Consider the following 15853-nt stretch of genomic DNA (forward strand, 5'->3'; position numbering starts at 1 on the left):
TGTTTTAAGAAAGCGTCGATTAATTGGAGTACGCGAGATCTTCTTCCGTTGTGTCTTGATCTTGACGAGCAGGATCCTGGATGCGACCTGTTAATTCTGTCAAGAGACGGCGAGGTAAGAATTTAGCCAGTGAGACCATTGCCCGATTGCTCGCGCCTGGAACGATTACACGTTTCCCTTTAAGCGTACCGCGGTAACCCGCGAAGGCGACGAGGTGTGACGGCATGCTTTGGAAAGGCAATGTGATGTTCGCCCGATTAAAGAAGTTTGTATCCGTCGGTCCCGGGCAGAGGCATGAGACCGTAACACCTGAACCATCAAGTTCAGAAGCGAGTGCTTGAGAGAATGACAGGACGTAGGCTTTTGTTGCGTAATAGACGCTCATGTATGGACCCGGCATGAAAGCAGCGACGGAAGCGACGTTCAAGATACGTCCGAAGCCACGATCGACCATACCTGGTAACAAACGTTTCGTCAGTTCCGTTAAAGCGACGACATTCACATGAATCGAGTCGATGTCTTCCGATGGATCGATTTCCGCGAAACGGCCGGATGTCGCAAAACCAGCGTTGTTGAATAACAAATCAACAGTCAATTCTTGTTCATCGAGGTACGTCAGAACACGTGAGACGCTGTCGGCCTGTGATAAATCCACTGCGAACGTATAGGCTTTGATTTGATAACGTTTTTCAAGAACATTTTTAAGTTCCGTTAATTTTTTTTCGTTTCGGGCGATTAAGACACAATCAAACCCGTCGCGCGCTGCGAGCACGGCAAGATCAAGTCCGATTCCGCCAGAAGCCCCTGTAATTAAAGCAGTTTTTCGTAACATAACAAAATCCTCCATTCACATAATTGAATCATTTTCTAATTGTACCATTCCCTATTGTTCCCTTGAATCCTGCCGAGTAAGCATTTACTTTCGAAACAAGGGGCAGAACCGTTATGATAAGAAAGAGAAAGGAAGTGCGGAAGCATGAGAAAAAATGTCACGATTGCGCTGTTGTTAGCAACTTTTTTAGCAGCAATCGAAGGAACGATCGTCGCGACGGCAACACCCGTCATGGCAAGTGAATTAAATGGGGCGAAGCTCGTCAGTTGGATTTTTGCAGGATTTCTCTTATTTATGGCAGTATCGACGCCGATTTACGGGAAGATGGCTGATTTATATGGGCGGAAACGCGTCTTGTTATTTGGAATTGGCGTTTTTACACTCGCTTCATTAGCGTGTGGGCTTGCGCAGTCGATGGAGACACTAATCATTTTCCGCGCGGTCCAAGGAATCGGAGCAGGAGCGGTTCTGCCGATTGCCATGACGATCATCGGCGATTTATATACATATGAAGAACGTGGAAAAATTCAGGGAATCTTGAGTGCCGTTTGGGGGATATCCGGCGTTGCTGGACCACTCCTCGGTGGATTTTTAGTCGAATCGTTATCCTGGCGGTATATTTTCCTGTTGAACGTTCCGTTTGCGCTCGTGTCGTTCATCATGATCGTCGTCTTCTACAAGGAAACCGTTAAGGAGACGTCGCGAAAAATCGATTATCGGGGAGCGCTCTTGTTTGCGGTCGGGATGAGTGCGTTACTATACGGTCTGTTATCAGGAAGTGAAGCGGAACAATTTTTACGTCCGACGGTCATCGGTAGTTTTTTGATCAGTGCGGTCTTATTATTCTTTTTCTATCAAGCCGAGAAAAAAGCGAGTGATCCACTCTTACCACCGGCTGTTATCAAACATCCGGTCATTGCCGTGATCAATCTGGCAGTGTTCTTCTCCGCCTGGGTGCTTGTCTCGATGTCAGCCTATATCCCGATTTTCGCACAAGGCGTCCTCGGAAAAAGTCCGACTGAAGCCGGCTTCATGTTGATGCCGCTCTCGTTATTTTGGACGATTACGGCAATCATCGGTGGCCGATCGATTGGGACGGCGTCACCCCGTTATCGAACGATGTCCGGGATGGGGTTACTCGTCGTCGGGATGCTTATTTTAGTCTTCATCTCACGTGAGACGAGTGATGTGTTCCTCTATCTTGCGGTTTCCTTGATTGGCATCGGCTTCGGTTTATCGCAACCGGTCTTCATCGTTGTCTTGCAAACATCAGTCGGTCGCTCGCTCCGTGGTTCAGCGACGGCCGTCAACTCCTTTTTGAGTACGACGGGACAAACGCTTGGTGTCGCCATCTTCGGGACGATTTTTAATCTATCAATCATTCAAGCGTTTAACGATTCGAAAATATTATCCGGTTATTCAATTGATCCGTTTTTCCAAGCGACGACGGCGAACCGGTATGGAGATGCCGTCCATACGGCGGCGGAACTGGCCTTAGCAGACGGGTTACGTCTCGTCTTCATCGGCGGTGTCTTATGTGCGCTCGTCGCGTTCGCGATGACGTTCCGCTTACCAAAAGTTCGTCCGGACGATAAACCAAACTAAAAAAACCGCTGAACGTCCGACTCGCAGGTGAGAGGAGGACATTCAGCGGTTTGTTTATTCAGTAACAGAAGTCGCCGTTTCACGTGCGACGAGTTGCGCCCGGATGTCTTTTTCATTCCGGCGTAAGAACAGACCGATGCCGACAAGGAGTAGCGCGGCACCCGTGATTTGAATCCAAGTCAGCGATTCCTGGAATAAGAAGTACCCGAAAATCATTCCCCAGACCGCTTCACCGAGAATCGTGATGCTGACGATGCTCGCACTGACACGGGACAGCGCCCAGTTGAACAAGTTATGCCCGAGCAACGTCGGGAAGATGGCGAGCAACACATAAATCAACCAATCCGTTTGAAACGCCGAGACGAGATCGACGGACTGGATCAGTGAGAACAGCAGCAAAACGACGGACGCGACAGCATAGACGGCAAAGGAATATGTATTCGTCGAGACGCTTGTCCGGACGTGTTGCCCGAGTAACCAGTATCCGGCGACTAAAATCGTCGCGAGTAGGGCCAGCCCGTCACCAATCAAGGCACGTGTTCCGACGGCGATATCACCGTATGCGACCAGTCCGCCGCCAAGCAGTGCGACGCCGACGAAAAACAACGCTTTTCGCGACGGGTGTTGCTTAAAGAAGACGGCGTTCCCGACTAAGACGAAGATGGGACTGGCGGTTACGAAGAGCGTTGAGCTGGCAACTGTCGTATAATCAAGAGAGAGAAACCATAACCAAAAGTGCCCGGCTAACAGGACGCCACTTAAAATCATGTGGCGAATCGTTGAGGAACTGAGGCTGAACAATTCTTTAACTTGAATGAGCGGCAGTAAAAGAAACGTCGAGAATAACATTCGGAAAAAAGCGACGGCCTCGATTGGCGTGTCTGCCCATTTCACGAAAATAGCCGATGTCGAAATAAAGAATAACGCCATGAATAAAGTAAAATACGGCATGAGTACCTCCACGTGTCTGTAGTTAGGAAATGAGGGTGTAACAATGCAATTGATCATTGCGGAAAAACCAAAACAGGCTGAAAAGCTCGCAGCGCCGTATCCATCGGTCAAGCGGGACGGATACATCGAAATCAAACCGTGTGAGCGTTTCCCGAGTGGAGCGAAACTGGCTTACGCCGTCGGTCACCTTTGTGAATTACAGGAACCGGCCCATTATGATGCTAAATGGAAACGCTGGAACTATGACCATCTGCCAATCATTCCGGAACGGTTCGATTACCGGCTCGCTAAAGGGAAAAGCAAAGCGTTTCAAGTCATTAAAAAACTGTTGAACGAGCGGACGACGACTTCCATCATTATAGCATCTGATGCCGAGCGAGAGGGAGAGGCAATCGTCCGATTAATTCTTCGCCTGGCCAACAATGCAAAACCGATCGAGCGACTGTGGATTTCAAGTTTGACGCCGCAAGCCGTCGATCATGGATTTGCGAATCTACTGGACGGAAAAGCAACGGAAAATATTTTTCATGAGGCGATGAGCCGGGCTTGCGCCGATTGGCTGATCGGGATGAATGCATCGCGTGCCTATACGACGTTACTGAAGAAAAAAGGCATTGCCGATGTCTTTTCGCTTGGGCGTGTCCAGACACCGACACTTGCCTTGATCGTCGAACGTGAGAAACAAATCGAACAGTTCAAGCCGGAAACCTATTTTGAAGTCGAGGCTGACTTTTCGCTGTATAAAGGAAAATACATCGATCAAAAAAAACAGACGAAGCTGACCGATCGGGCACTCGCGGAAGCAATCAAGGCACGGACGAAGGGGGAAGGAATCGTTGCGTCCATCACGAAGACGGAACAAATCGAGAAACCGCCGTTCTGGTTCAGTTTATCGTTGTTGCAAACGGAAGCGAGTCGACGGTTCGGACTTGGCGCAAAAGAAACACTTGATATCGCTCAAAAACTCTACATTCGCGGTTGGATCAGTTATCCCCGGACGGATTCATCGTTCGTCTCAAAGGAAGAAGCAGGTCAGTTCCCGACGATTTTGAATCGACTGTTGAAGCAACCGGAATACGGTGGACTGAAGGAAATTTTGACGAAAGATCCCACACACGATAAACGGTATGTCAATTCTGCGAAAGTCAGTGATCACTATGCAATCATCCCGACAGAAGAAGCGGGAGCGGTCGCGAAGTTATCGGGGCGTGATGCACAAGTGTACGATTTAATCGTCCGGCGGTTTTTAGCAGCTTTTGCACCCCCCGCGCGCGCTGAAAAAACAGACATCATCACGACGAGGGAGCAGGATCGTTTCTTGACAAAAGGTAGCCGGACGATTGCGCGCGGTTTCAAAGAAGTCTTGCAAATTGAGGCGAAGGAAGTTGAACTGCCGGCAGTTGAGCACGGACAACACGTCCCGATTAAAGGGGCAAAGTTACTTGAAAAACAAACGGAGCCACCGAAACGCTATACGGAAGGAACATTAATCCTCGGCATGAAGACAGCGGGCAAAGTCCTTGAAAATGAATTACAGGCGATCATGAAAGAAATCGAGGGACTTGGTACGGAGGCGACGCGTGCCGGAATCATCGACGGATTAAAGCGACGCGATTACATCCAGCTGAAGAAAAAAGAGATCCATCCGACAGCAAAAGGTCGGATTTTAATCGAGGCGGTCAGCGGGAGCATCTTGGCATCACCTGAGATGACGGCAAAGTGGGAAAGTCGGCTTGACCAAATCGGTAAAGGGGAAGCATCCGCTGCCCAGTTCGTCGAACAAGCGAAAAAACTGTCGCAACACCTCGTCGATGATGCGAAGTCGCGTGTCGAGCAACTGCACGTCGATCCGTCGCAAGTTAAATCAAAAACGCGTCACGCCGCCGCAACGAACCGCCCGGTCGGACCATGTCCGCTCTGTCAGGCGGAAGTGCTTGATCGTGGGAAGTTTTATGGCTGCAGCGGGTATCAAAAAACGAACTGCGGTTTTACATTACCGAAAACAATCCTCGGAGCGCGCGTGACACAGGCGGAAGTCAAAAAAATCTTAACGACTCAAAAAACAAAGCCGCTCGAGATGAAGAAAAATGGTCGGACATTCAAGGCGATGTTGTATCTAGAGCGCGATCAATTAAAATTCGAGTTTATGAAAGGAGAGTCATGATGCATTACGATTTAATGGAGAACAGGGCGTTTATTCCGATATTCGAACGGTTTTTGAAGGAAGGAACAAAATTGACGGTTTGGTTTCCCGATGAAGTGACGATCGGACAAGCCGATGATTTGATTTTTGAAGCGGAAGAACTATTCGGTGTAGTGGCTGAAGTCATCGATGACCCCCAATCATTTGGCAAAGCACTGTTGTTGCCATATTTGACAGAACAGCAAACGCGGGAAGACGGATTTGTTCAGTATAAGACGGGGATGACAGAAGAAGTCAAAGCGGTCTTACGCGAATTGACCTTACCGATGATGACGGAAGGCGATTTTTCCGTTTTGTATTCCTATCAGATTGATGGACCGGGTGGATCCCTGTTTGTTGAAGATTGGTTTAATGCGGAAGTTTTACTTGGAGATGGAAAGAACTAGAAACCTTTTGCACGTCGTTTGCGTATGAACAGATATCAAACGAAGTAGGGGGAAATGTTCATGTCAGGTATTACTACGGGTCCGCTCCTGTCGCTGTTGAAAGCGGAAGGGGCAGTGGCTTACGTCGAAGGTGAAAGTTTCTTTTCAGATATGCCGGTCTTCATGGTCATCTTTTTTATCGCCCTCTTGTCTTTTATGGCTTTTGCCTTGATCAGCGCCGTCACGAAAGGCGTCTCGACAAGCAGTTTGACGAATCATTTGCGCCATCATGCTTCTGAGCTCGTTACACCGACTGAAGACGGGGCACAAGCCTACGTCGCCTATCTCCGCTCCTTGGCGACGTTTCCGGTCGAGAAAACAAATTTAGAACCGGTCCGGTTGGTGAAAGGAATCTCAACGTTGATCAGCGCGACAGACCAAATCACCGAGGTAACGAAACAAGACATCACGGCACAGTATGCAAGGCTTGGTCTGCTCGACGGCGAAATCTTGGCAGATGAAGCACCTATCCATCATCATTCGACACACCATTCGCATCATTCATGAACAAGAATGTCCGGTTACGATTATGTGGCGGGGCATTTTTTCTGAAGAAAAAGGAGTGAATCCGAACCTTTTCGTCATGTTTTTGTAACATACAACTATTTTTATTAAAATTAGATGAAAAGTAAAAGATTTTGAGCATATTTAATGGAAAAGTATAAAAAACCTTTACAATAGAAAGGACAGGTATCTCCTATACGTATTATTCAACTAGAGGAGAAGGGGGAGGATCGATCGTTTATGAGAACATGGCTTAATCGAACAATCGGACGCCAAATCATGTCCGCTTTCTATATCATATTAGCAATGTTATTGCTGACATCAGCAGGTGTATATTTCTATACGAAACAGCAGGTGCAAGGAGCTAAACAAGAACTAGCGACGTTAAATGAACACCGGACCAATGCGACGAATCTATATGAATCGTGGCAAAGTCTTCAATACGAGATGCGGGGATTCGTCTTACTTGGAGACGATGAAATGTTAGAGGAAATTAAAGCGAAACAACAAAATATCGATCAACAAACGACATGGTTCGAAAAAAATGCGGCATTTGCAGAAGAAGAGCAATACGCGAATGATGCACGGGAGCTGTATGACGCATACACGACGCGCGTCATGCCGAGCCTGATTAATTATGTTGACGCTAAAAAAGACGGTGAAGTCGAAGAACCGTTCTTACAAATGGCGACGCTTGGTAAAGTCACGCAAACACCGAACCTGGATGAGGATCGGAAATTTAACATCGATACGAAAAGTGCTGCGGACATGAGTTCGAGTATCGTTGACATGGAGACCGTCTTTACGGATTATCGTAATTCATTAAATGAGAAGGAACTCGCTGCCCAAAATCGACTAGGGACACAAGTTAACTCATCTCAAGTTCTCGGCTTAATTAACTTAGCAGTTCTTTTATTCATCATCGTGTTATTCGTTCGACCATTTGTCGCGAAAATTACGCGTCAATTGCGTCAATTGAACCGAGAGAGCAGTCGATTAGCAAAAGGTGAAGATGCTTCACCTATTGAGGTCTTAAATGCAAAAGACGAGATTGGCGAGTTGACGACGACATTTAATTTAATGGCTGCGTCGATTTCAAATCAAAAATCGCAACTCGTCTCAAGTAACGATGAATTACAAAGTCAACAAGAAGAGTTAGTTGCCCAACAAGAGGAGCTTCAAACACAACAAGAAGAACTCGAAGAAGCGCTTGATGTGACGTTACGCAATGAGACGCATCTGCGGTACCGGAATGAATTGACAGAAACGCTCGCTTCACGCGAGACGTTAACAGCTTATCCTGCCATCATCGAAAAATTAATCTCGATTACAGATGCCGAGTTCGGAGCGATTGTCTTTCTTGACGAGGACGAGTATACGGATATCGTCTCTTACGGCATGACGGTCGATCAAGAACGGAAACTTTTGACGTCATCACTTTCTCTACTTGAGCGAGCGCGTATGCATAAAAAAGCCGTACGTTCAACGAAACAAGTGACGAGTGATCATCCGTTGCCGTACCCTTATAGCATGTATGAAACGGTCGTACCCGTCATGGACCCATCGACGAACATGATGATTGCAAGCATCTATCTTGTCCGTTACCGTGATCAATTCAATGAAGACCAAACGGCTGAAATTTGGTCGTTCTCTCGTCAGCTCGCCTTGTCCTTACTACGGATGCGTGTGTTCGATGAAATTGAGCGGGAACGTGAAAAAACATCGAAACTGCTACACTCGATTCGTGAGGCAGTCATATATATCGAAGAAGACCGGATTTTTGCCAATCGTCCATTGCTTGCGTTGTTCCATCATCCAGCGCACGATCAGTTCAATGACGAGGGTTTGATGACGCTCGATGTCAAAATTGAAGAGTTAGCGGTTCAAGTCGATCAACACGATGCCTTCCTTGAGTACATGAATCAAGTCTGCAGTCATCAAGTACCGACGGAAAGTCTTTCGCTATCACTTAATAAAGAGGAGCGTTTCGTCACGCTCTATGCAGAAGGAATTCATTACGGTGGACGTTTCCGTGGGACGATGCTCGTCTTGCGTGACGTCACGGTCGAAACAGAAGTCGACCGGATGAAGTCGGAATTCGTCTCGACGGTGTCGCATGAGTTGCGGACACCACTCGCTTCGATTTTTGGCTACACGGAACTGATGTTAGCAAAAGAGTTGACACCTAACCGCCAACAACGCTATCTCGAAACGATTCATGCCGAGACTGAGCGATTGACGGGACTCGTCAATGACTTCCTCGACGTACAACGGATGGAATCCAGTCAGCAACACTATCATTTTAAAGAGCTTGACGTCGTAGCGATGATTCGTGAAATCGCTGAGTTCCAAGTCGGTTCGTCTCAAACTCATACTGTCTTGCTAGAGACGGATGACGCAGCAGTCGAAATGATTCAAGCCGATGAACAAAAAATGCGACAACTGTTCGGTAATTTAATCAACAACGCCATCAAGTATTCCCCGGATGGCGGCGAGATTACGATTGGAATCGAACCTGCCGATGACTTATTGCGGATTCGGATTCAAGATGAAGGAATTGGTATTCCCCGTCACGCCTTGCCAGAGTTATTCAGCAAGTTTTACCGGGTCGATAATTCCGATAGCCGAAAAATTGGTGGAACAGGACTTGGGCTTGCAATCTGTCAAGAAATCGTTCGTGCCCATGAAGGCATGATTCACGTCGATTCGACAGAAGGTGCCGGCTCGAGCTTTACAGTCGAATTGCCCATCATTCAAGAAAATCCGACAGCACTCTCACCAACACTGGAAATAACTGATTTTGAATGAAGGAAACCCTCTGCGTCCATACGGCGTAGGGGGTTTTGTCTATCTACGATATAATCACGGACATGGGATTAACTTGCTTGAAATCGGGAAATGGAAACTAACGGTTTTTCTAAAAATAAGAGAGGATGTTGACTGATGCGTACAATCCGCCCTCCTTGTTAAACGGCGATTCAAGCGAACGTCCGTAAATTGTACATGATGCGTTTTGCAACAGCTTTCGTGCCTGCTTATGTGATTGAGCGGTTGTTTTGGGAAGCGCGTGGAATGAGTGTTCTCGATGTGATTTACGCAGAAATTGTCTTCGCTTTGACTCAATTGTCGCTTGAGTTGCCGTTCGGACGAGCCACCGATTGCTTCGGTCGAAAGTGGTTTCTTGTCTTCGGGATGGTGGCAGAATGTCTATCCTTCGCAATGCTATTGAACGCGTATACGTTGACTGCTTTTTTAGGTGCGATGGTACTCGCAGGGGTCGGGGCTGCTGCGATCAGCGGGACAGAAGAAGCCTTCTTATTTGAGACGCTTGAACAAGTCGGTCGAGTCGAGCGATTCGAACGGACAGTTGGTCGACTGAATGCAGTCAGCCTTATGACAGCTGGACTTGCTGCCCTCATCGGCAGTTGGTTGATGCATTATACGATGTTTGAATTTCATTACAAGATTTCGCTCATCAGTTTAATGAGTGCGACACTGGTTAGCCTGACGTTACGTGAAACGCGACTCGTGGTTGAAGAATCGACAGCCCGTCCACTTCGTCTCGTTTGGCGAGAACTGAGAACACGCCCCATGTTGATCCGGATTTTTCTTTTTAGTGTCCTATTCGGGACGACGATTAATTTCATCGAAGAATTTTGGCAATTGTCAATGCGTGATCGTGGCATTCCCGTGACTGGATTTGGTCTCGTGTTCATTTTAATTATGGTAGCGCAAGGCGTTGGCAACCTGTTGCCCGCATTGACGAAGGGTTCGTTGACGGTAAACTTGAACGGGATGTTAGTCGTCTTTTTCGTAAGTGTCATTAGTTTTTCTTTGACGGGAATGGCAAGTATCCTCTTCCTGTTCATGGTGTTTCTGTTATACGGTCAGTCGGAGCCGATGACGAGTAGTCTCTTGCAAACTTATGCGTCAGCAAAAGAGCGGGCAACAATCGTTTCCATTGCTTCCTGGCTAGAGAGCGTGCTGATCATCATCGTCGGTCTCGGGTTCGGATTCATCAGTGAGTGGGCGAGTTTAGACATAGCGTATGTGTATCTATGTCTCGTGTCGTTCGTCCTTTGGTTATGCGTTGCGTGGTTAAGCAAACGATGGGAATGACGCCATCGTCGATTTGACGGCTACATGGGAAGGCCTGCTTAAAACATGGTGTTTGTCGTCATGGAAGATATCGAAAACGCCGCTGATTCCGTATGAAAAACGGAATCAGCGGCGTTTCATTGTGTGCAGAAAAACGTTTGGAAAAAACCAAGGAATCTCCAACACATCCCTTCAGCTCCACGTCTGTATAACGAACCGTTGCTTAGGAAATCTGTTGCGTCCGTTCGGTTGCTACTTGCTTGCGTAATTGCTGGGCCGGCCGAATCATTAACAACGCGATTATACTCGCGATGAGATAGACGACTTCGATACTCAGCCAATCGGCGAGAAGACCGAACAGGAGACTCCCGAGACAAAAGCTAATCGTATAGACGGTCTGTTGAACACTGTAAACGTAAGGTAACCGTGCGATTGGGGTATCTGCTTGAAGCCGTGTATTTAATTCTATCGCCCGGAGTTGACTGGCGTAGCCCTGGACGACGCAAGCAATCAAGGCGACTACAACATGCGGAGCGAGACCAAACAGAAGCGTCGCGGCAATCGAGAGCAACACACTGAACTGTAGCAGTGAACGTTGCTTTCGGCGTCGGAGCATCTGGTAACTCCCGACAATCATGCTGAGCAGATAAAATGCATTCAAGATGCCCCACCAACTGTCCGACACATGCAGGTGCGTAGCGATGTAGACGAGGAATAACGCTGAAATCCAGGCGGTACTCGCGAAAGCATCGATGCCAAGCAATGCCGTATTCAAACGGGCCGGTATGTGAGTCCGTGTATACTGCAAACTTGAACGAAACGTCGGTTCATTACCTTCTTCTTCCACAGGCCCTTGAAGGGAGCGCACTTGATAACGAAATAACGCCGTTCCGATACTTGCAACAAGAAAGAGCAGCAATGAGACGAATAAGACGGACTGGGGCGACCCTGTACTGACTAAAATCGCTCCGAGCGGCCACATGATCAGTTGGACGACTTGATTCGTTCCTTGGACGATGCTGTTTGCTTTTTGGAAATCGGTCGTGATTTGCGGAATGAAGGCACTTTCAATCGGTCGGGCAAAGCCGTCGAGAAAGGCAATCCAAACCACGAGAAGGAGCAACGCCACGAGTGGTAAATCAAGCAGGACGATCAAGGCGAGCGAGAGGGTCTTCATGAGCTGACTGAGCAACAAAAGCGTTGCATGGGGCATCTGCTTCGCAAGGCGGGCGAAAAAGAAGCCGCTGACCGTCATGCCTGCCGTTACGGCAATCGGAAAGAGCGCAGCTGTGCTCGCCTGTCCTGTTTGTTGATACAAGGTAGCGATGAGGGCGACGATGTAGAGCGCGTCCCCCGCATTCGCCATCCACTGGCTGACCAGTAAAGTCGTAAAACGGTTCATCTAAAAAACCTCCACATCAATCATATTTAGTTAGTGGTTAGTGTTTTAGATGAATTTACATTGGACGGCCTCATTTCGGTCAATTTTGACTAAAGTATATAAGGAAAATAATGGATTGTCAATTCCCTTTGTACGAAGTGCCCTTACACCGGCCGCTGTTTCCGTAAGGCACGCATGTTCAGGAGGACGAAGACAAGCATAAATCCGGCAAGGACCACAAGATCGAGCCAAATTTCACGGAAGCCGTACCCGCGAATCATGATGTTTTGCAGGGCATCAGCGGCGTACGTCAACGGCATCAGCCGATTGATGACTTCGACCCAGGTCGGGGCATCCGTCAAATCAAATAGACCGCTGAAAAAGATTTGCGGGACGATTGCGAGCGGGATGAACTGAATCAATTGGAATTCCGTCCGTGCGAAACTCGACAGCAGGAGTCCGAGTGACAGGGCGACGCTTGCCGTCAATAAATTGACGAAGAGTAACAGAAAATAGTTGCCTTGTTGTGTCACGTTTAAGATATTAACGATGAATAGTTGAATAAGGACAGTTTGAATCGTGACGAACAAGAAAAAGCCGACGAAGTATCCGAAGACGATGCTCGACCGTCTGAGCGGAGTAGCGAGTGTCCGCTCGAGCGTCCCGCTGGACCGTTCACGGAGAAAGCTGACCCCGGCGATGATGAAGACAAATAAAAAGATGAAAAATCCCATCAAGGCAGGTGCAATTTGATCAAACAGTTCTGCATCTTTATCTCCATATAAAAAGCGAATATCTGGTTCCGTCATTGATCGTGAGGCGGTAGGGGGAACGGTCAATTTTTGATTCGTCAATTGTTCGAGCCGTTGTTGCAGTTGATTAACGGTTTCGCGTAACTGTGCATTCGCTGTCGTCGCCTGCTTCATCTCGATTGCCGTTAACGTTTCGCGGATGACCTGGATGGCGTGGGCATTTTTCGAGACGTCGCCGCCTTCAATCAAAATCTCCGGGGCATCATCCCGGTACGTGATCAATGCCTCGATGTGTTGATCTTCCATCGCCTGTTTTCCGTCCGCATAACTCGGATAGGTCGCCGTCGCCGTTTTCGATGCGAGAACCGCATCAAACGTTTCGGGTAGGCCGACGGTGCCGATCGTGACTTCGTCCGAACTCGAACCGAGGATTGATGACAATAAAAAGAGAACGAATAGGGGGGCGAGGAACATCATCGCAATGGTCCGTTTGTCCCGAAAAATTTGCGAGATGACACGTTCTGCTACGGTCAGTGTCTGCATCAGACTTGCTCCTTTCGGATGAAGGCTTCATCGATTGAGCCGAATCGTTGAATTAATTCCGCGGGCGTACCAGCGTCAATCAATCGCCCATGTTGAATCAATAATAGACGATCGCACCGTTCGGCTTCATCCATGACGTGTGTCGTGACGAGGATTGTGACGCCAGACTTCCGCAGTTGGTCGAACTCAAGCCAGAACGTTTTCTTTAGGGCGGGATCAATTCCGACGGTCGGTTCATCGAGCAGAAGCAAAGTCGGTTCATGAATCAAGGCAATCGCAAGACTGAGGCGGCGCTTCATCCCACCGGAAAATTGATGGATCGGGCGGTCGGCATCCTGCTTTAAGTCGACGAACTGGAGGACGGATTCGATCCGGGTGCGGAGGCGGTCTTTTTTTAAGCCGTACAACTTGCCGAAATAGCGTAAATTGCCACGTGCTGTCAAATCCTCATACAAAGCATCAGCTTGTGCCATATAGCCGATTTTTTCTGCCTGACGTAACGAGGGCTGCTGTGATCCGAGTACAGTGACGGTTCCGCTTGATGGGGTTTGGAGGCCGATTAGCGACTTGATTAATGTTGTTTTACCAGATCCGCTTGGTCCAATCAGCCCGACGATTTCACTCGGACCAATCGAAAAATTGACATCCGTCAACACGTCGATTTTTCCGAAGCGTTGGGAGTAGTTCCTGACTTCAATCATCATTTTCACGTCCCTTCTCTCTTTCTATACCCTCAAACTATAGAAGGGGAAGCTTACTTTTTTTGTCCAGTCGCAGACGGGAGTAACAGGCGGAGCGTCGCGTAGAAATAACAGGCAGAAATGATGTAAAACAGACTGCCGATTGTCAAGAAATCAATCAGATACCCGGCGACAATGATGCCTCCAGCTGACCAAAGGGACGTTTTAAAATGATAGCCCCCGATGTGACGGCCGACGACGGTCGTAGCAATCTCTTGCCGCGCGAGGACGGTTTTTTCCGTATTCTTCTGGATGGCACCAAGGAGACCCATCGCGATTTGAATGAAGTAGACATGACTGATTGCCGTCACGACGGGAATGTATAGCAGCAACAGCGCCATCCCGAGCGTATGGACGACAAGTAAGACCCGGTCCCCGAACCGGTCACTGAAACGACCGATTGCTAAGTAGGCGAAAGCGGACGTCACGGTAAAGAGGCCGTAAGCGAGTCCGAACTGGGCATACGAGTCACCCAGTTCGCGAATTAAGAGTAAGTAAAAGGGGAAGATGACGCTACTGCTCATCAAAATAATACTTTGGACACGGAGAAACAGCGGATAGTTCTTGAACTACCTCCACCTACGCTTCGCTTAGAGGTGGAGGATTCCTGAGTCATCCGACCTAACGGTCGAAAATTGATCAGGCTAACCCCGTCGTCCCGACGGTTGAAGAAGCTAGGATGCGTTCAGCTTCTTGTTTGAGGTTCAGTCCTGCGTTCACATCGCGGTCGTGATGGATCCCGCAACTCGGGCATGTCCATTCACGCAATCCAAGATGTTTCACGTCTTTGTGTTGATGTCCGCAACGGGAGCACAGTTGACTAGAGGCGAAGGTCTTGCCGACTTTCACGACGGTCTTCCCGTACCATTCCGCCTTGTATCCGAGCATGCGGAAGAACTCCGACCAACTGACCTCCGAGATAGACTTGCTTAACTTGCGATTCTTCTGCATGTTCTTCACCTGCAAGGTCTCGACGCCGATGACGTCGTGGTTTTTGACGATCTCGGTCGATACCTTGTGTAGGAAATCGGTTCGCTTGTTCGCGATCTTCTCGTGGATGCGGGCGACCTTCCGCTTCTGCTTCTGATAGTTCTTCGCCTCGGAAAGTGTTACTTTCTTGTCCAAGGCCAACCGCTGACGACGAGAAAGCTTGCGTTGCTCGCGCGCCAGCTTCTTCTCAAGCGAACGGAAGTAACGGTCGTTCTTGTATACCGTGCCGTCCGACAGGATGGCGAAGTGCTTCAATCCGACATCTACGCCGACGGATGAGCCCGTCTTCGGCATTTCGTTGCTCTCCTGCTCGACGAGCAGGGAGACGAAGTATTTTCCTGAAGCGTTACGCCGGATCGTCGCGTTCAAGATGCGTCCGACGACCTGCCTCGAGTTGGCGAAACGCACCCATTTCAACTTCGGGAGTTTTAACTTGTTGCCGATTATAGAGACTTCGGGAAGTTGAGATTTCCCTTGAATGTTCGTCTTGTACGATTGAACGGGGTTCCGTTTCGACTTGAAGCGAGGCCGTTCGTTCTGCTTCTTGAAGAAGCGGTCAAAGGCATCGGCAAGATGTTTGACGCTCATCTGCACAGACGTGCTATCGACTTCTTTCAAACAGTCGAACGCCTGCTTCAACACCGGGAGTTCTTTCGAACAAGACCCGTAGGATAGTCCTTTCCCTGTCGCTTTATACGTCTCATCCCACTTCGCCAAGAAGTGGTTGAAGACGAAGCGCGAACAACCGATCGTCTTCACAATCAGGATTTCCTGTTCTTTTGTCGGGTAGATTCTGAATTTGTAGGCCTTGTGAGTCAACATGATGTTC

General features: G+C 48.5%; 13 protein-coding genes. 6 read left to right on the forward strand and 7 right to left on the reverse strand.

Annotated elements, in window-relative coordinates; all coding sequences use genetic code 11:
- Window positions 1–19: 19 nt before the first annotated feature.
- On the reverse strand, window positions 20–832 hold the full coding sequence (locus tag AC0VYQ_RS05160; RefSeq protein ID WP_475404382.1) for an SDR family NAD(P)-dependent oxidoreductase: 813 nt from the start codon (window positions 830–832) through the stop codon (window positions 20–22).
- Between the two features lie 144 nt (window positions 833–976).
- Here AC0VYQ_RS05160 and AC0VYQ_RS05165 point away from each other — a divergent pair, with 144 nt between their 5' ends.
- Window positions 977–2437 carry an MDR family MFS transporter gene (locus AC0VYQ_RS05165; protein ID WP_475404383.1) on the forward strand — a complete coding sequence of 487 codons (1461 nt, stop codon included), beginning with the start codon at window positions 977–979 and terminating at the stop codon, window positions 2435–2437.
- Between the two features lie 54 nt (window positions 2438–2491).
- On the opposite strand, the gene AC0VYQ_RS05170 is transcribed toward AC0VYQ_RS05165, so the two are convergent.
- On the reverse strand, window positions 2492–3388 hold the full coding sequence (locus AC0VYQ_RS05170) for a DMT family transporter (RefSeq protein ID WP_214810768.1): 897 nt from the start codon (window positions 3386–3388) through the stop codon (window positions 2492–2494).
- A 43-nt stretch (window positions 3389–3431) separates the two neighbouring features.
- Between AC0VYQ_RS05170 and AC0VYQ_RS05175 the strand changes: the two genes are divergently transcribed.
- The 5 genes from AC0VYQ_RS05175 to AC0VYQ_RS05195 all read left to right on the forward strand — a co-directional run bounded on the left by AC0VYQ_RS05175 (window position 3432) and on the right by AC0VYQ_RS05195 (window position 10639).
- On the forward strand, window positions 3432–5552 hold the full coding sequence (locus AC0VYQ_RS05175; protein ID WP_214805201.1) for a type IA DNA topoisomerase: 2121 nt from the start codon (window positions 3432–3434) through the stop codon (window positions 5550–5552).
- Complete coding sequence (locus AC0VYQ_RS05180; RefSeq protein WP_475404384.1) at window positions 5552–5977, forward strand: hypothetical protein; 426 nt, start codon at window positions 5552–5554, stop codon at window positions 5975–5977. Before AC0VYQ_RS05175 ends, AC0VYQ_RS05180 begins: the two co-directional genes overlap by 1 nt.
- A gap of 60 nt (window positions 5978–6037) precedes the next feature.
- Window positions 6038–6523 (forward strand): hypothetical protein, encoded by a 486-nt coding sequence (locus tag AC0VYQ_RS05185; protein WP_475404385.1) that lies wholly within the window; start codon window positions 6038–6040, stop codon window positions 6521–6523.
- Window positions 6524–6760: 237 nt separating this feature from the next.
- The gene (locus tag AC0VYQ_RS05190) at window positions 6761–9328 is read left to right on the forward strand and encodes an ATP-binding protein (RefSeq protein ID WP_475404386.1); all 2568 of its coding nucleotides are present in this window, start codon (window positions 6761–6763) and stop codon (window positions 9326–9328) included.
- Between the two features lie 198 nt (window positions 9329–9526).
- Window positions 9527–10639 (forward strand): MFS transporter, encoded by a 1113-nt coding sequence (locus AC0VYQ_RS05195; RefSeq protein WP_475404738.1) that lies wholly within the window; start codon window positions 9527–9529, stop codon window positions 10637–10639.
- A 202-nt stretch (window positions 10640–10841) separates the two neighbouring features.
- Here the strand turns inward: AC0VYQ_RS05195 and AC0VYQ_RS05200 are convergent, their stop codons facing one another.
- The 5 genes from AC0VYQ_RS05200 to tnpB form a co-directional block, all read right to left on the reverse strand.
- The gene (locus AC0VYQ_RS05200; RefSeq protein ID WP_475404387.1) at window positions 10842–12020 is read right to left on the reverse strand and encodes an MFS transporter; all 1179 of its coding nucleotides are present in this window, start codon (window positions 12018–12020) and stop codon (window positions 10842–10844) included.
- Between the two features lie 143 nt (window positions 12021–12163).
- Window positions 12164–13294: an ABC transporter permease gene (locus tag AC0VYQ_RS05205; RefSeq protein ID WP_475404388.1), complete on the reverse strand. Its 1131-nt coding sequence runs from the start codon at window positions 13292–13294 to the stop codon at window positions 12164–12166.
- The gene (locus AC0VYQ_RS05210; RefSeq protein WP_475404739.1) at window positions 13294–13995 is read right to left on the reverse strand and encodes an ABC transporter ATP-binding protein; all 702 of its coding nucleotides are present in this window, start codon (window positions 13993–13995) and stop codon (window positions 13294–13296) included. Before AC0VYQ_RS05210 ends, AC0VYQ_RS05205 begins: the two co-directional genes overlap by 1 nt.
- 53 nt (window positions 13996–14048) lie before the next feature.
- On the reverse strand, window positions 14049–14558 hold the full coding sequence (locus tag AC0VYQ_RS05215) for an MFS transporter (RefSeq protein WP_475404389.1): 510 nt from the start codon (window positions 14556–14558) through the stop codon (window positions 14049–14051).
- Window positions 14559–14673: 115 nt separating this feature from the next.
- Window positions 14674–15846 (reverse strand): IS200/IS605 family element RNA-guided endonuclease TnpB, encoded by a 1173-nt coding sequence (gene tnpB, locus AC0VYQ_RS05220; protein WP_475404390.1) that lies wholly within the window; start codon window positions 15844–15846, stop codon window positions 14674–14676.
- Between the last annotated feature and the right edge of the window lie 7 nt (window positions 15847–15853).

This window comes from Exiguobacterium sp. QJM3NY_9, assembly GCF_056173545.1.

What these genes read in the sequence shown, in the direction of transcription:
- AC0VYQ_RS05170 (WP_214810768.1), bottom strand. Translation starts at nt 3,388, where the DNA reads ATGCCGTATTTTACTTTATTCATGGCGTTATTCTTTATTTCGACATCG.
- AC0VYQ_RS05185 (WP_475404385.1), top strand. Translation starts at nt 6,038, where the DNA reads ATGTCAGGTATTACTACGGGTCCGCTCCTGTCGCTGTTGAAAGCGGAA.
- tnpB (WP_475404390.1), bottom strand. Translation starts at nt 15,846, where the DNA reads ATGTTGACTCACAAGGCCTACAAATTCAGAATCTACCCGACAAAAGAA.
- AC0VYQ_RS05175 (WP_214805201.1), top strand. Translation starts at nt 3,432, where the DNA reads ATGCAATTGATCATTGCGGAAAAACCAAAACAGGCTGAAAAGCTCGCA.
- AC0VYQ_RS05190 (WP_475404386.1), top strand. Translation starts at nt 6,761, where the DNA reads ATGAGAACATGGCTTAATCGAACAATCGGACGCCAAATCATGTCCGCT.
- AC0VYQ_RS05160 (WP_475404382.1), bottom strand. Translation starts at nt 832, where the DNA reads ATGTTACGAAAAACTGCTTTAATTACAGGGGCTTCTGGCGGAATCGGA.
- AC0VYQ_RS05205 (WP_475404388.1), bottom strand. Translation starts at nt 13,294, where the DNA reads ATGCAGACACTGACCGTAGCAGAACGTGTCATCTCGCAAATTTTTCGG.
- AC0VYQ_RS05200 (WP_475404387.1), bottom strand. Translation starts at nt 12,020, where the DNA reads ATGAACCGTTTTACGACTTTACTGGTCAGCCAGTGGATGGCGAATGCG.
- AC0VYQ_RS05180 (WP_475404384.1), top strand. Translation starts at nt 5,552, where the DNA reads ATGCATTACGATTTAATGGAGAACAGGGCGTTTATTCCGATATTCGAA.
- AC0VYQ_RS05195 (WP_475404738.1), top strand. Translation starts at nt 9,527, where the DNA reads ATGCGTTTTGCAACAGCTTTCGTGCCTGCTTATGTGATTGAGCGGTTG.
- AC0VYQ_RS05210 (WP_475404739.1), bottom strand. Translation starts at nt 13,995, where the DNA reads ATGATTGAAGTCAGGAACTACTCCCAACGCTTCGGAAAAATCGACGTG.
- AC0VYQ_RS05165 (WP_475404383.1), top strand. Translation starts at nt 977, where the DNA reads ATGAGAAAAAATGTCACGATTGCGCTGTTGTTAGCAACTTTTTTAGCA.
- AC0VYQ_RS05215 (WP_475404389.1), bottom strand. Translation starts at nt 14,558, where the DNA reads ATGAGCAGTAGCGTCATCTTCCCCTTTTACTTACTCTTAATTCGCGAA.